This window comes from Flectobacillus major DSM 103, assembly GCF_000427405.1.
Lineage (GTDB): Bacteria > Bacteroidota > Bacteroidia > Cytophagales > Spirosomataceae > Flectobacillus > Flectobacillus major.
On sequence record NZ_KE386491.1, the window covers coordinates 5,181,440 to 5,198,125 of the forward strand.

The window sequence follows — 16,686 nt, forward strand, 5'->3', positions numbered from 1 at the left end:
TTCGTGGAAAAACTTGGTGTTCTTTGCGATAGAAGAAGTCTTGCTTTATCTTTACATTATGGTATTAATAACAGGTATTACGGGTTTGGTGGGTAGCTTTGTAGCCAAGTATTTTTTGGGCAAAGGCTATCAAGTGGCAGGCTTAAAACGCCCCAATAGTGATTTGTCGTTACTAGAAGAGCAGGCTCAAGCCATTCATTGGTTTGATGGCGACATCTTAGATGTACTCGCCCTTCAAAAAATTTTGGCTGACAACGGTATTGATAGGGTTGTTCATGCAGCGGCACTGGTTTCGTTTGCTCCCAAAGATATTGATATGATGAATAAAGTCAATATAGAAGGGACAGCCAACGTTGTTAATGCTTGTCTTGAGGCTTCTGTCAAAAAATTGTGCTTTGTGAGTTCGATTGCTGCTTTGGGGCGTAAAATTTCTCATGATTATGACAAAAGCCAAGTAATTGTGATAGATGAAAAAAGTACATGGGAAGAAGACCCTCTCAACTCGAACTATGCCAAAAGTAAATACTTAGCCGAAATGGAGGTATGGCGTGGGTTGTCGGAAGGGCTAGATATTGTTATTGTAAACCCATCGTTGATTTTGGGCGAAGCCGATTGGCACAAAAGCAGTACACAATTATTCAAATATGCCTTTGACGAGCATCGCTATTATCCCAACGGTACGCTCAATTATGTAGATGCTGTCGATTTGGCCAAGTGTATTTATGAGCTTACTCTTTCGGATATTTCGGGCGAGCGTTTTGTTATCAATGCTGGACCAATTTCGTACAAAACTTTCTTTGAGAAAACTGCTACTGTATTTCGTAAAAAAGCACCCTCCAAACTACTTTCGCCATGGCTGGCAGGTGTTTTATGGCGTTTAGAGGCCATAAGAAGCTTTTTTACAGGCAAGGCCCCTTTACTTACCAAAGAAACGGCTCTTTCGTCGAGTCATCATTTTGAATATAGCAACAAAAAGATCAAGAAGGCTATTGCCATTGAATTTCAGCCTTTCGATACCAGTATTGAACGTATTTGTAAGAATCTTGCCCAAAAAGCACAATAACCCTGCTCAATAATGACTTTAGCCTTAACGCTTTTCCAACTTTTTGAAAGAGATTTGACTCGATTAAAAGCTGAATTGAACCTTTATAGTTTGGAGGAAAATATCTGGAAAATGGATAAAAATATTGCTAATTCTGCTGGAAACCTTACATTACACCTTATTGGCAATCTCAATACTTATATTGGTGCTGAGCTTGGGCAGTCGGGGTATATCAGAAATAGACCTTTGGAGTTTTCCGACAAAAATGTACCTCGACAGATATTGATACAAAAAATTGATGATACCTTGTCTATGCTAAAAAAGGCGCTATCAACCTTGAATTCGACCGATTTTGAGCAACAATATCCTATTTTAGTTTTTGAAGAAAAAACCAGTACCGAATACCTTTTAGTACATCTTTGTACGCATTTGAGTTATCATTTAGGACAAATCAACTATCATAGAAGGTTATTGGATGCGTAAACCTTTCGACTAAACAGCTTATTACAAGCATTTTATAGCGGCTGTTTAATCGTATTTTTCTTTCATGAGTATTTCCTTATTTGTTGGATAATTTGTTCACCAGCTTCATAGAACAAATATTGCTTGTCCAAATGTTAAAAAGCCTTAACAAAAGTTAAAATTCTTGTAGACTTTCCTCTTTCACTCTACTTTCGTTTCAGTTATGCCTTTAGGCTATTTTGTAGGTGCCCAAAATAGCTGTTTTTCTTACATATAAGGTATTCGTTTCTTTTTAAGTGTCTGTTTATTAATATTTTACTGTCATGATAAAGCTCAACAATCTAATTGGCTGGGGTATGTTTTCTATTGCCCTTTTGGTCTATTACCTTACTACCGAACCCACGGCATCACTCTGGGATTGCGGTGAATTTATTGCTTGTGCCTATAAGCTTCAAGTGCCTCACCCACCTGGTGCTCCTTTATACCTGATGCTCGGTCGTTTGTTTGCTTTGCTGGCAGGTAGCAATACCGAAAAAGTAGCCTTCTTTGTAAATCTCCTGTCTGTTATAGCCAGTGCCCTTACTATTATGTTGCTATACTGGACAATTGTGATGATTGGCCGAAAAACTATAGGTAAACCCTTTGCACAGCTCAACAAATCTGAATGGATATTGCTTTATGTAGCAGGAATTGTGGGTTCTTTAGCATTTGCCTTTTCCGATACTTTTTGGTTTTCGGCTGTAGAAGCCGAGGTGTATGCCATGTCATCTTTTTTAATCGCCCTGATGGTATGGATGGCCTTTAAATGGGAACTTATTGAAGACGAAGCTCAAGCCAACCGCTGGATTGTTTTGGTAGCCTACATAATAGGTTTGTCGATTGGTGTGCATTTGCTCAACTTGGTGGCTATTCCAGCACTGGCTTTGGTATATTATTTCAAAAAATACCCTAACGCCAATTATCGCGGTAGTATTTTATCAATTGTGGTTGGGCTGATTGTACTGGGCATAATCAATGTGGGGGTTATTGCAGGTTTGCCTACTTTGGCTTTTCAAAGCGAGCTTTTTTGGGTTAATATAGTAGGCTTGCCCTATATGTCGGGTGTGGTGGTGTTTTTGTTCATATTGATTGGGATATTGTATGCAACGCTTCGGTACTCTATCCAAAAACAATTGGTAATGGTGAATGTGGCTACACTTTGTTTTGTTTTTGTTTTGATAGGATACCAATCATATAATTTGGCTTTAGTGCGTTCTTCATTCAATCCGCCTATCAATGAAAATAACCCCGGCAATATTCTGAATTATCTAAAATATTTAAAACGAGAACAGTACGAGCAGCGAGCTTTGTTGTACGGCCCAACGTACGCTTCCGAGCTTGAAAGTATCGACAAAGGTGAACCCATGTATCAGTTGAAAGATGGGAAATACAAAGTATATGATTATAAACAAAAGCTTAATTATGCCAAAGGCGATGAAATGCTTTTTCCTAGAATTTATACCAGCAACCCCGACCATGCTGCTGTTTTTGAACAATTGCTCGAAAAACCCAAAGGAGCAAAGCCTACCATGAGCGATAACCTCCAGTATTTCTTCATAAATCAGTTGTCGCAAGGATATATGCGGTATTTTTTATGGAATTTTGTGAGCCGAGAAAGTGATTATCAGGATGCAGGAACTATCAAATGGCGACACAAAGCGTCATTGCCATATCGTATTGCTCAAAACAAAGCTCATAACAACTATTGGATGTTGCCTTTGCTATTAGGGGTATTAGGTTTTTGGCTTTTGTACCATAAAAATGCCAAAGACTTGGCCGTAACCTCGTTGTTATTTCTCTTTACTGGCTTGGCCTTGGTGGTATTTCTCAACGCTTCGCCTATCGAACCCCGCGAGCGAGACTATATTTATGTAGGTTCGTTCTATTTCTTTACTATCTGGATAGGGGTAGGGGCCTTACAACTGTATACGATTTTACAAAAAATCCTGAAAAAAACAACTCCAACATTAATAGGTACGGCAAGCTTATCGATGTTTGTTCCGATAATATTGCTCCAACAAAATTATGACGACCACGACCGAAGTAATCGTTTTTATCAAGTAGATTTTGCTAAGAATGTACTGAACTCATGTGAGAAAAATGCTATTTTATTTACTGGAGGCGATAATGATACATTTGGTTTATGGTATGCCCAAGAGGTAGAAGGATTTAGGACAGACGTAAGAGTATGTAATGTGTCGTTGCTGAGTGCCGACTGGTATATTGAGCAAATGCGTCGAAAAATCTACCAATCAGAAGGCATCGATATTTCGTTGAAAGCAGAACAGCTACAGGAAGGTCAAAACGGACAAATTTTATTTTATGAAAACCCTAGTGTGAAAAATGGTATTAACCTGCAAGAATACCTAAAGTTGGTACAAGAAGATAACCCGGCTATCAAAGTGCCCTTGCAAGATGGAAGTAGTATCAATACCCTGCCTAGTGAGATTCTGTATTTGCCAATAGAACCAGAAAAAGTAAGAGCAAATATCAAAATAGCTACTCAATTTGAGCCACTTATCAGCAATCAAATAGAATGGAATATCGGTAAAGAAGGAATTTATAAAGCCGAATTGATACAGCTAGATATTATCGCACAAAATGCTAAAAATGCTTGGAAACGCCCTATTTACTTTGCTTCGGGGCTGCAAGGACGCAACTTTTTGAATATGAAAGAATTCATGCAGATGGAAGGGCTAGCCTACCGACTTATGCCTTTTAAAGTACAAGGAGCTACCGAAGGCTTTGCTAATTCGGAAATGATGTATGATACCCTTATGCGAAAATCGACGTGGCGAGAACTCAATAATCCTAAAGTATATTATCAAACAGATTTTTATGCTTTTCCAGTTTACCAAACTCGTTTGAATTTTTTGAGGCTTTCTGAGCAGTTGGTGTATGAAAAAAACTTTAAGAGAGCCAATGAAGTGCTAGATTTTGCCCTAGGTACTATTCCCGACACTTGTATTCCTTTTGATCACCTTGTGGCCAATTTTATTCCACTGTATTTGGGTATGGGTCAAGATAAAAAAGCCCTGCATCTTGCCGAACAATTAGTGAATCGAGAAAAGCATGATTTTGATTATTTTGTTGAGCAACACGATAGTCGTAATATCCAAATGAGCTTATATATTTTACAAATTATCGTGGAGTCGTACAAAAGATACAATAAGCCAGAATGGAAAAAATATGAGCAAGTTTTGCACCGAAATTTGCAAATATTGAATATATAAAAAAAAGCAAATCCCCAGAATCAAAATAAGGACAGGAGAATCTCCCGCCCTTATCTGTTTAACCTCTAAACCTATTTAACTATGAAAATTGATACAAATATAGGCACATACCTTTATATTCACTATGAATTGTACAAGTTTTTTTTCATTATCTTTTTTTGAGAAAAACAGGTTTTAGTGATGAGATTTGAAAAAATGATGTATATACATATTTTTTGGGTGAGCAATGCAAAAAAGAATCAAAGCTATAAAGTTGGAAAATTTGCGAAATTTTATTTGGTAATAACCAAAAAAGGACCAAGCCATTAGCCAAGTCCTTTAAAATCTTACCTCTAAACCTATTTAACTATGAAAAATAACTGCACCTTTTTTTTTAAATCAAAAACACTATTATTTTCTCGCATCGATTCTCATTGCACAACCATAAAATAACCAGTGTTATAAAAAGTGGCGTCTTCATTGAAAACGCCCTTTCCCGTCTTACCTCTAAACCTATTTAACTATGAAAAAACGAGTGGCAAAGCTTGCCTAATATTTTGTTGAATGAGCTTAGTGATAAAAAAAGTGGCATCTCCATTGAAGACGCCCTTTCTCGTCTTACCTCTAAACCTATTTAACTATGAAAAAATGGGTGGCAAAACTGCCAAATATCTTGGTTAATGTATTTAGAAATAATAAAAAGTGGCATCTTCATTGAAGACGCCCTTTCTCGTCTTACCTCTAAACCTATTTAACTATGAAAAAAATATATAAATGAACCCTAGGGTTTATTATGTCTTGCTATAAGTACTACAAAAATTGCTCCAAAATATATTTATAAAGCTTCTTTTTTTTGTATTTTTTTAAAAAGTAGCGCCTTCATTAAAGACGCTCTTTTTGTCTTACCTCTAAACCTATTTAACTATGAAAATAAATATCTTTTATCAATATAAGTATTCTATCTATCCCCTCAAAACATACAGTATTAATACTTATATAAAAAACAAGAATGAATGTGTTAAAGTTCTAAAAAATGACTAATATTTTCTATGGTATTTTTTTGACGCTTATACCCAAAATAGGTCACTTTTGGTAGAATATCTATAATTTGTGTTCGTTGATTTGTACAAATTATTTCCCTCTTGTTTGATGATGCAAAGTTCTGCAAAGTTTTTGTAATCTCCAAATATAATATTTGGATTTTTTAATAATTGTACTTGCTAACTATTTCAAAATCAGTAAGTAGGTATTAATATACTATAAATGTATGTACCTACATCAAAATAATATTCTGCATACTGATACAAATACTTTGATAAAATTCTGATTTGCTTTTTTTGATAAAAAGTAAAAATTCTTTAATAAATACAATTATTGATTGTATTTATTCATGGTCATGTTTACCCCTTGTGTACAGAAGCAAGTTACCATCTCGCAGGCACGTTCCAAATGCTCGGGAAGTTGGTCTATTTCGCTCCCTGTAAAATTACCTAAAACGTACTCAGCTTGTCGGCCTTTGGCAAAGTCGTCGCCAACCCCAAAACGCAAACGATTAAACTGTTGTGAACCCAAAACCTCCTCAATATTTCGGAGGCCATTGTGGCCACCATGCGACCCCTTGGTTTTGAGACGTAGCTTGGCATAAGGCAAAGCAATGTCGTCGGTAACAACCAAAATATTCTCTTGTTCTACTTTAAGCTCTTTCATCCAATAATTTACTGCTTTTCCACTCAAATTCATATAAGTAGTAGGCTTGATAAGGTGTATTTGTTTGCCTTTGTATTTGATTTCGGTATGGTAGGCTAGGCGTTCCATACTAAACTTAACCTCAAAACTTGCGGCCAGTTTGTCGACCACCATAAATCCAATATTATGTCTTGTTAATAAATACTCTGGCCCAATATTTCCTAGCCCTACAATTAAATATTTCATTTTGTTTTTTATTATGATTACACAAATTTGGTCATTCTATGCGTTCTCAAACATATCGACGATTTAGTGAAAGCATCCAATGTATTTTTTCTAAGTAGAAAAACTGCTTTATCATTTAACCAATAAATACTGATAAGAAGTTTGGTTAAATGTGTTATTTTAGAGTTTACCCAAAAAAATTTATGAGAATATAATAAAATACTATGGAATTTGTAAACTAACAAAGAAATAATTTCACTCATAGGGGATATTATGATTGATAGTCGATTCATAAGTATTTCATTATCAGATGTTCTTTCATTACTTCTTTTTGCTTCGTAGAAAACAACTAGAACGAATTGGCAAAATTAATTAATTTTGTATAGTAACTAATCGCTCATGAGAAACGTAACAGATAATAATAGATTTATATTCTTTGCCCTACTATTTATATTTATATCAGTAGTGAGCTTTGCTCAGGACAAAAAAGCTTTACCACCTCCTGTTAATACCGCTAAGTTTTCGGAGCTTGCACCCTCTATTAGTGCCGATGGAAAAACCTTGATTTTTGAATCAGACCGTCAGGGTGATTGGAAATTATTTGAGTCAAAAAAAACAGGTAAGCTTTGGTCTGTACCTGTGCCTATTGCTCGTATTAGTTCTACTTTCTACGAAAACGCTCCGATTGGTGCTCCTTGTATTAGTTATGATGGCAATTATTTATTTTTTTCGGCTACTAGCAAAGACGCTACAGGTCGTGAAGATATTTATATGAGTACTCGCGATGCCACTGGTGGCTGGTCGGCCCCACAACGTTTGAATACGGCTATCAATACCAACGATTATGAGGGCTATCCTTCGCTTTCGCCCGATGGAAAAAAACTATTTTTTGCTCGTGCCAAATATAATACTCTCGACAAAAAAGATAATCAGCTTTGTTATAAACTAATGGTGTCGGAAAAAGATGCTAGTGGTAATTGGCAAACGGCTACCGAGTTACCAAGCCCACTGAATTTGTCGTGTGAAAAATCGCCTAGAATTATGCCCGATGGTAAAACTTTGGTTTTTGCTTCTGTCAGAAAAGAGGGTTTGGGCAACTTTGATTTGTATCGCTCAGAATTACAGGAAAATGGCCGATGGTCGGAGGTAAAGGCGTTGAGTTTTATCAATACTTCCGATGCCGATTTGTTTGCTGCCGTTGCGGCTTGTGGCGATTTGATGTATTTTGTTAAAGATAACGATATTTATACCGTAGAAGCTCCTTTTATTAGCTCTCAAACAATCCAAGGGGTACTTACCGACTCGCTAAGCAACCAAGCTGTTGCTACCAAAATTGCAATATACGATATTACATCGAATAGCAGGTTGCTGACATCTGTAACCTCCAATAGTGCCGACGGGCATTATCTAACGGTTTTGTCACCTCAAAAAAAATATTTGTTTGAAATACAAGATAAAAAATATGCCCTCAAAAGGGTGGTAGTTGACCTTAGCAACAAGACCGACTGTGAGTCTGTTACACAAAATATCAAATTGTCGCCGATTGTGGCAACAGCACCGACCCCTGAAGTAAGTGAAAATCAGCCAAAAGCACGAGAAGGTTCGCTAAAAGTTAGTTTTCAGGCAGTTGATGACCATACGAGTTTTGTGTTGCCTGCCACAATAACCCTTACCGAAAAGAAATCGTCTCAATCGGTATCGCTTATCAATAATGCCATTACTAGCCAATTTCATGCTTCTATAGCAGCAGGAGTCGACTACGAGCTGACAGTGTCGATGAAAGGCTACAAAGACCAAAAACAGTTGGTAAGGTTTGAAAATACCAAAGACGTAAATCCTGTTACTATCGTGAGGCTCGAATCGCTAGCTCCTAATTATACCATCAAAGCGATTGATGCAAAAACTAATACCGCTCTCAAAACTTGGAAAGCTGTTTTGACCGAGCAGTTTACCAATCAAACTGCAACTATAGAATCAGACCCTCAAACAGGTGTTAGCAAAACCACATTGGTGTCGGGCAAAAAATACAAGCTTGTGATTCAATCGGATTTATTTGAGGAAACGGAACAAGTTTTTACCAAATCCGACGACATGAAGGAGGTTAGTTTGAAGCTTATTCCAAGAAGGGTTTCAACCATCAATTTCAAAGCCTTCGATAACGATTCTCAAGCACCAATTTATGCGTCTTTCAAAGTAAAGACTAAAAAAGCAGGAAAAACCTTTGAGGGTAGCACCAATGCCACTAACGAGTTTTTTACCGTAAATTTAACAGGAAACGATAACCTAAAAATAGAAGTTAATGCCGATGGATACTTGCCTGTAGACAAGGAAATGGAAATTTCGGATTTGGTTTTGGGCGACCGCCGTATTTCTATCATCAATTTGATGTCAGACAAATATCCACTTACCATACGTATTTTAGATGCCGACACCAAGCAACTGATTAAAGAAGCTACCGTAAAAATTGCCGATTTGAGAACAGGCGAAATGAAACCTACACTAAAGGGCAATAATGGCGAATTTAAAGCCAATATGAAGCGTACGGGTTCGTTCGAGGTTTTTGTAAAAGCTGAAAACTATATCGGAATTTCGCAGAAAATCGAGGATATGCCCGAAGGCGGAACACTCAGTTTTATGATGAGCCGTCGCAAAACGATTCCTGTGGTATTTTCGGTAATAGATGGCCATACCAATAAGCCTGTAGTAGCAAATCTAACCATTAAGCTAGAAAAAGCCCTTATGACTGAGCATATTAAAGAACGCTCGGAAGCCGAAGTGAAAGTAACAGAAAAAGAAGTGTTTACAGTAGAAACGTCAGCCTTAACCTACAAGCAAAAGCAAAGTACATTCAATATGGCCGATTTTGTGGAAGGTAAAAAATACAATTATATTATCCGTCTCGAAAAAGCTTATTCTTTGATTACGGTAAAAGCCATAGACAAAAATACCCAAGAAAAAATAGAGGTAGACAGTTATGCTATTTATGATTTATCTGACAGAGCGTCTCGCCCAGAGGTGGTTAGAGGAACAGACGGTAATGCCACTGCTAGCTTATTGCCCGAAAACAAATATCGCATAGAATTGACCGCCCAAGGGTATGAGCGTTTTTCGCTAGAGTTTAGCAATCTGGGTATTAGTGATTTGGTTTGTAGAATGGTACGTCAAGCCAAAGATTTAACCGTAAGTTTTTCGGCCAAAGACTCTACCACACAAAAACCCCTAGAAGCAATATTCAAGATTTATAAAATCAATATGTCACCTCTAGCACAAGGTATGACGGTTTCGGGCAAAATGGAATATAAAATGACTCTGCCTGCCCTAGACAGCTACGAAGTGGAGGTTTTTGTAAAAGGATATAATCCTAAAAAGGAAAGAATTACTTTTACAGACCCTGAAAAACAAAAAGTTTTTACCCTCTGGATGTCTCGTGACTATTCGTTGTTAAGTGTCAAAGTGATAAATGCCGAAACCAAAGGGGTGCTTAAAGATGCTGTGATTTCGTTGGTAGATGCCCAAACCAACAAGCCTGTGTCGGCTATAGTAACATTACCCAATGGCGAAGTGAGTGCTAATCTAAAACCTGGTAGTGTATATAAACTAAAAGTAAGTATGCCTAATTATGAGGTATTTGAGTCTGATATTCAGGCCACAATTGAAGACCTCAAGAAAGACATAGAACTAAAACCATTTCAGCAATACAAATTACAATTATATGCTATTGATGCTGTAAAGAAGCACAAAGTTCCTGCACAAGTGAAGGTGCTACTGCCTAGCGGTGATATTGTGGCACAAGGTACAACCGATAGTAGAAATGAGTTTTTGAATGTTACTTTGCTCGAAAAAATAAATTATACTATTGAAGTAAAAGCCGATGGATACAAGCTTTATGATGGCAGATTTATACCAGATGCAAGCATGAAAGGCGAAAAAGCTAAAATGGCTATTTGGTTAGAAAAAGAAGCGTTATTATCGTTTAGGGTACTTGATGCACAGACCAAAGCGGTCATACCAAGTGTCAAAGCAAAACTGGTAGATTTGAAGTCAAACCAAGAATTGATCCTATCGTCTCAAGGCGATGATTTTATGGCTGATTTAAGCCCTGTAACAAGTTACCAATTGGATATACAAGCAATAGGGTATGTTTCGTATTCGGCCAGAGTAGAGCCAGCATCGGCCAATAAAAAACGAGAAATATTATTGAACAAGTCCAACGAAGCTGTGGTAGCACAAGCACCAGTATTGACAGCTACACCAGTAGCTACTCCACAAGAACCTGCTACTATCGAAAAAATTGAAACAGGTAAATCGTTTGTTCTCAATCATGTATATTTTGAACAAAGTAGCTTTATTTTAAGGAAAGACTCTTATCCTGAGCTTGATAAAGTGGTGGCAATATTAAAGGAAAACCCACTTACCAAAATCGAAATAGCAGGACATACCGATAACGTAGGCGACCCTCGTTTGAATAAGGCACTTTCTGAAAATAGAGCGAAGGTTATTTTAAATTATTTTGTTAGCAAGGGCATCAACGAAGCCCGCCTGTCGTACAAAGGATATGGTGGTACAAACCCTGTTGCTCCTAACGACAATGAAGACAATAAAAAGAAAAATAGAAGAGTGGAAATTGTTGGGGTTCAGTAGAGAAGTAAGAGACGTTTCAACACTTTATTGCTGGTACAAGCCTTAAAAAAGTAAGATAGTTTCTGATAAGGGTTTCAATAAATAGAAAAATAGCTCGCAAAGTACTTTGTGAGCTATTTTTTTTGTACAAAAATGGTTAATTTGTAATGTCAGGCATTTTAAGAAACACTGTAATTCATTCTTTATTAGTCAACTTTATCAATAACTATCGTTATGCAAAAAGCTAAAACATTCTGGAGTATACTTCTGTTTTGTCTCATTGCCTTATTTCAGGCCAATGCAGATACACCCCAAGACCGAGTTTACGAAATGCGAATTTATTATGCCTCAGAAGGCAAATTTGAAGATTTGATGGCTCGGTTCCGCAATCATACACTCAAGTATTTTGCCAAACACAACATGAAAGTAGAAGGCTTTTGGTTGCCCCTCGAAAACAAAGAGAATAAAATGATATATGTGTTGTCGTACCCTTCTCGTGAAGCCAGAGAAGCTTCTTGGAAAAGCTTTATGGCCGATACAGGCTGGCAAAAAGTAATGAAAGAAAGTGCCGTTAATGGCGAAATTGTGGCTAAAATAGAAAATTTGTTTTTGAAAATGACCGATTTTTCACCCTACAATATGAAATCGGTAGGAAATAGAATATTTGAATTAAGGGTTTATAAGGCTACCCCCAACAATTTACAGGCTCTGCTTGATAGATTCCGTGATAATACCGTCAAGCTACTCGAAAAACATGGTATGACCAATATTATTTATTGGACACCTATCGACAAAGCACAAGGAGCCGATGATATGCTATATTATATACTAGCTCATAAAGATAAAGAAACTAGCCTTGATGGCTTCAAAGCCTTTGGTGTTGACCCTGAGTGGCTCAGTGCCAAAAAGGCCACCGAGGCAAAGGCTGGCGGTTCTTTGACTGTAAGTATTACCTCCGAATACTGGGTTCCTGCCGATTTTTCTCCTATCAAATAAACAAGAAAAGCGGCTATTGTAGGTTTAGTAATAAATTCAATAACTCTGAATGTTTATGAGTTATTATGGTTAGCTATTCAGCTAAAATTCTCCTTATACAAGATCTCCATCAGTAATAGATAACACTTTTCCTAACCCTAATACCACGTGTATTAGGGGGGGAGATAAATATACTAAAACTATAGATTTTGTATATTATATCGTATTAAAATGATTTTATATTAGAATCTTAGTTAATTTTGTAGTTATAAGAATAGTTTAATACATAGCATTACCTATCCTAGTATAGAAAAATACATCGTTCAGTTCTGATAGGTAATGTTTAAATCTTAATAAAATGAAGAATATTTTACTGATTGTAAGTCTTTTTTTGAGTATAGATTCACTAGCTCAAAAAATTCAGGGAAAAGTGATTGATGCCCAAAAGCAAGCATTGGTGGGTGTGAGTATTATTCAAAAAGGCACTAACAACGGAGTTGTGTCAAACAGCAATGGCGAGTTTGAACTACCATTAAAAGCCAATACCAACAACGAAATACAGGTATCATTGGTAGGATATATCACAAGAACAGTAAAATCGAGTGGTCAAGGCTCTCTTTCGATTGTCTTGCAGGAAGACACCAAGCAATTGAATGAAGTTGTGGTGGTGGGTTCTAGAAGTTCGCAAAATAGAACCGTAGTCAATTCGGCTGTACCTGTTGATATTATTGCCCTCAAAGATATTCAGACCACCAATCCATTGCTGAATGTCAATGATATTTTGAACTATTTAGTGCCATCGTTCAATGCCAATAGGCAATCGGCTTCAGATGGAACAGAGCATATCGACCCAGCTTCATTGCGTGGCCTTGGCCCCGACCAGGTGTTGGTTTTGATCAATGGTAAAAGAAGACATACTACGTCGCTGGTAAACTACCAAAACACCGTAGGGAATGGTTCGGTAGGAACAGACCTCAATGCTATTCCTGTAAGTGCTATCGACCGCATAGAGGTACTCCGTGATGGTGCATCGGCACAATATGGCTCGGATGCTATAGCTGGTGTAATCAATATAGTACTAAAGAAAAACGCAGGCTTTGCGGCCAATGCAACAGGTGGAGTTACCTCGCGAGGAGATGGCCAAACAGCAGACCTAAATTTGTATTATGGAACTACTTTTGCTAAAGAAAAAGGGCATGTGAGTATTGCTACACAATTTAATAACCGCGAAAAAACTTCTCGCTCACAAAATCATGATTTGATAATTTTTGACCAATCTAGTTTGGGAAATTTCTTTGCGTATGATTTTACCGAAAACCCAGCCGCATCTCGAAAATTTGATGATGATGAATTAAAAAAGAGAGGTTTAACTCGCGACGACTTTAATTTTCAGGTAGGCGATGCCAAAATTAGCAATATTCAAGCTTTTGTGAATTCGGGATATAAAGTATCTGAAAAAACAGAACTTTATGCTTTTGGTGGATTGGGTTTTAGAAAAGGCACAGGCTTTGGCTTTAGACGTTTGCCAAGCGAAGAAACCGTTGTGTTGAGTTTATTTCCAAATGGTTTCCAGCCACATCTTAATTCTGATATTTTCGATGGGTCGTTGGCTGTTGGGGCTAAATTCAAACTAGGAGAGACCAGTATTTTAGACCTTAGCAATACTTTCGGGACTAACTCATTTGGCTACGAAGTAAGTAATACTAACAATGCTTCGTTGGGCGATAAAAGTCCTACTTCTTTCAATGCGGGTTCACACCGATTTTCACAAAATACCATAAATATTGATTATTCATCGTATTTGAAAGAGGTACTAAGTGGCTTAAACTTTGCCGCAGGAGCAGAATATAGAAATGAAAACTACCAAATTAAAGCAGGAGAGGAGGCATCGTATATCAACGGTGGAGCTCAGTCTTTCCCAGGTTTTAGTCCTTTGAATGCCCTCAATAAGAGCCGCCATAATTGGGCGTTATATACCGACCTAGAGGCCAATCTTACTACTAAGTTTTTGGTGAGTGGAGCATTACGATTTGAAGATTACTCAGATTTTGGGAATACCCTCAATGGCAAGGTTGCAGCACGTTATAGCTTTTCAGACGTATTTTCTATTCGTGGGGCATATAGTACTGGTTTCCGAGCTCCATCTTTGCATCAGCAGTATTTCAACAACATCGCCACTGACGTTGTAGATGGCGTTCTATTAAACTCTGGTATTTTTACCAACGACAGCCCTATCGCCAAAGCAATAGGTATACCAAAGCTAAAGCAAGAAACATCAAAAAATGCTACAGTAGGTTTTACCATTTCGCCTAGCAAAGCTTTTGCTATTACAGTAGATGCTTATCAAATACAAGTAGATGATAGAATTGTACTGACTGGCAATTTTGGGAATGATGCCTTTGGCGACCCAATTCCTGAGTTAAGAGCTATTTTTGCAACGGCAGGAGCTTCAACGGGTCGTTTTTTTACGAATGCTATCAATACCCGTACACGAGGTATCGACTTGGTAATATCGCATAAAACATCGCTTGGTAATGGGAGTTTACAAACTTCTTTCTCGGGTAATTACAACAAAAACGAGGTGACAAAAGTAAATCCGTTGTCTGATAAGCTAGCTGGACAAGAAGATATTTATTATGGGCCACAAGAAAGAAGTTTGATAGAAACCAATTCACCCAACATAAAAAGTACATTGCAGTTTGTATATAGTGTAAACAAAATAAGTTTTATGTATCGTAATACTTATTTTGGCAAAGTAACTCGTAATGGTTTTCCATTTGGAGGCGAGCAGGTACACGCTGCAAAAGTGGTGGTCGATATAACAGCTTCGTACAAAATTACGAAGGCGTTGAGTGCAACCCTCGGTGCAAACAATGTATTTGATGTATTTCCTGACAAGCAAATTTATGAAAACTCCTATTTTGGGGTTTTCAAATACGCTCCTGTACAAATGGGTACAACAGGACGATATATGTTTGCAAGACTCAGTTATAACTTATAATATTGTAAAAGAGGCGACACTCAAGTCGCCTCTTTTTTTTAAGATATTCATTCATGTCAAAGATTCATAAGATAGGTTGGAAAACAGCAATTACTTTGGTAGTATCTAATATGGTAGGTACAGGTGTTTTTACAAGCCTTGGGTTTCAGCTCAACGATGTACAAAATGTATGGAGTATTGTCTTGTTGTGGGTTTTGGGAGGTGTTTTGGCCTTAATTGGGGCATTTACTTTTGCCGAATTGGGTACACATTATCAAAAATCGGGAGGCGATTATATATTTATTAGTGAAGGGTTTCACCCATATTTAGGATATTTATCGGCTTGGACATCCATGATAGTTGGTTTTTCGGCTCCTGTAGCTATTGCTGCTATTGCCATGGAAGCCTATTTGTCGCCTTTTGCTATTCCGCATTTGAGGGCATATACTGTTCTTATTATTGTTGCAATCTCCTTTTTTCACTCTTTTAGCTTAAAGCAAAGCGGTACATTTCAGGTAGCTACAACCATTATAAAAATTGCTTTTATATTGCTATTATTAGGTTTGGGAATATGGTTTGCTCCTTTTCCTGACAATGCCGTTAATACTACAGCACCGATGATCGACGAAGTTTTTAAATCGGGTTTTGCCGTTTCGTTGTTGTACGTCACCTATGCCTACACAGGATGGAATGCCGCCGCCTATATTGTAGACGAAATAGATAACCCTAAAAAGGATTTACCCAAAGCCCTAATTATTGGTACTATTTCGGTAATCGTTATTTATGTATTGTTACAATTAGTTTTTCTAAAATTTGCTAGTTTTAAACAACTACAAGGCCAAACCGAAGTAGCACTAATTGCTACAGGCAATATTCTTGGGCGTATTGGCAACCGCTGGATAAGTGCAGGTATAGCCTTTCAGTTGATTGCTACTATGAGTTCGTATATTTGGATTGGCCCACGCATTATTCATTCAATGGCACAGCATTATACACTCTGGAAATCGCTGCGTCCTACCAATCGGCATGGTATTCCTACACGAGCTATCTGGCTTCAGTGTTCTATTATTTTGATATTAATGTTGTCGGGTACTTTGCAACAAATCTTGCTTTATACTTCATTTTTATTGCAACTGATGGGTACGTTGGCTGTAGCGAGTATACTGGGAGCACCAAGGAAAGAAACCAGTTTCAAAAGCCCTTTCCGACCTTATTTACAATATGCCTACATTATTTTTAGTGTATTGGTGTTGCTATTTATTATATGGGACAAACCATTTGAAAGTTTGGTTGGACTAATTATTTTAATCATAGGTTCACTTACTTACTGGATTTCTAAACAGATGGATAAGAAATAAGGAAAACCCTAAGAAGATATTTGAGCTTGAAGCTACCATACATAGTAGCTTCAGACTAACTTTGTACTATTCAAAGGTATATTTCAA

Annotated in this window: 8 protein-coding genes; 7 read left to right on the plus strand and 1 reads right to left on the minus strand. The window is 37.3% G+C overall.

Translation table 11 applies throughout. From position 1 onward, the window contains the following. The first annotated feature begins 58 nt into the window (after positions 1-58). The 3 genes from FLEMA_RS75155 to FLEMA_RS75165 all read left to right on the plus strand — a co-directional run bounded on the left by FLEMA_RS75155 (position 59) and on the right by FLEMA_RS75165 (position 4,776). On the plus strand, positions 59-1,063 hold the full coding sequence (locus tag FLEMA_RS75155) for an NAD-dependent epimerase/dehydratase family protein (RefSeq protein ID WP_052354325.1): 1,005 nt from the start codon (positions 59-61) through the stop codon (positions 1,061-1,063). A gap of 12 nt (positions 1,064-1,075) precedes the next feature. Then, complete coding sequence (locus FLEMA_RS75160; protein ID WP_044173990.1) at positions 1,076-1,525, plus strand: DUF1572 family protein; 450 nt, start codon at positions 1,076-1,078, stop codon at positions 1,523-1,525. A gap of 302 nt (positions 1,526-1,827) precedes the next feature. Beyond that, positions 1,828-4,776: a protein O-mannosyl-transferase family gene (locus FLEMA_RS75165; RefSeq protein WP_044173993.1), complete on the plus strand. Its 2,949-nt coding sequence runs from the start codon at positions 1,828-1,830 to the stop codon at positions 4,774-4,776. Positions 4,777-6,126: 1,350 nt separating this feature from the next. Here FLEMA_RS75165 and pth read toward each other — a convergent pair. Continuing rightward, the gene (gene pth, locus FLEMA_RS0161530; protein ID WP_026997525.1) at positions 6,127-6,687 is read right to left on the minus strand and encodes an aminoacyl-tRNA hydrolase; all 561 of its coding nucleotides are present in this window, start codon (positions 6,685-6,687) and stop codon (positions 6,127-6,129) included. Positions 6,688-7,065: 378 nt separating this feature from the next. On the opposite strand from pth, the gene FLEMA_RS77240 reads away from it, so the two are divergent. The 4 genes from FLEMA_RS77240 (at position 7,066) to FLEMA_RS75185 (ending at position 16,599) form a co-directional block, all read left to right on the plus strand. Continuing rightward, positions 7,066-11,307 (plus strand): OmpA family protein, encoded by a 4,242-nt coding sequence (locus tag FLEMA_RS77240; RefSeq protein ID WP_081681402.1) that lies wholly within the window; start codon positions 7,066-7,068, stop codon positions 11,305-11,307. Between the two features lie 213 nt (positions 11,308-11,520). After that, positions 11,521-12,282 carry an NIPSNAP family protein gene (locus FLEMA_RS75175; RefSeq protein ID WP_044173995.1) on the plus strand — a complete coding sequence of 254 codons (762 nt, stop codon included), beginning with the start codon at positions 11,521-11,523 and terminating at the stop codon, positions 12,280-12,282. Between the two features lie 337 nt (positions 12,283-12,619). Further along, positions 12,620-15,262: a TonB-dependent receptor gene (locus tag FLEMA_RS75180; RefSeq protein ID WP_044173996.1), complete on the plus strand. Its 2,643-nt coding sequence runs from the start codon at positions 12,620-12,622 to the stop codon at positions 15,260-15,262. 53 nt (positions 15,263-15,315) lie between these two features. Continuing rightward, positions 15,316-16,599, plus strand: coding sequence for an APC family permease (locus tag FLEMA_RS75185; RefSeq protein WP_044173999.1), 1,284 nt, complete (start codon positions 15,316-15,318; stop codon positions 16,597-16,599). Positions 16,600-16,686: the final 87 nt, after the last annotated feature.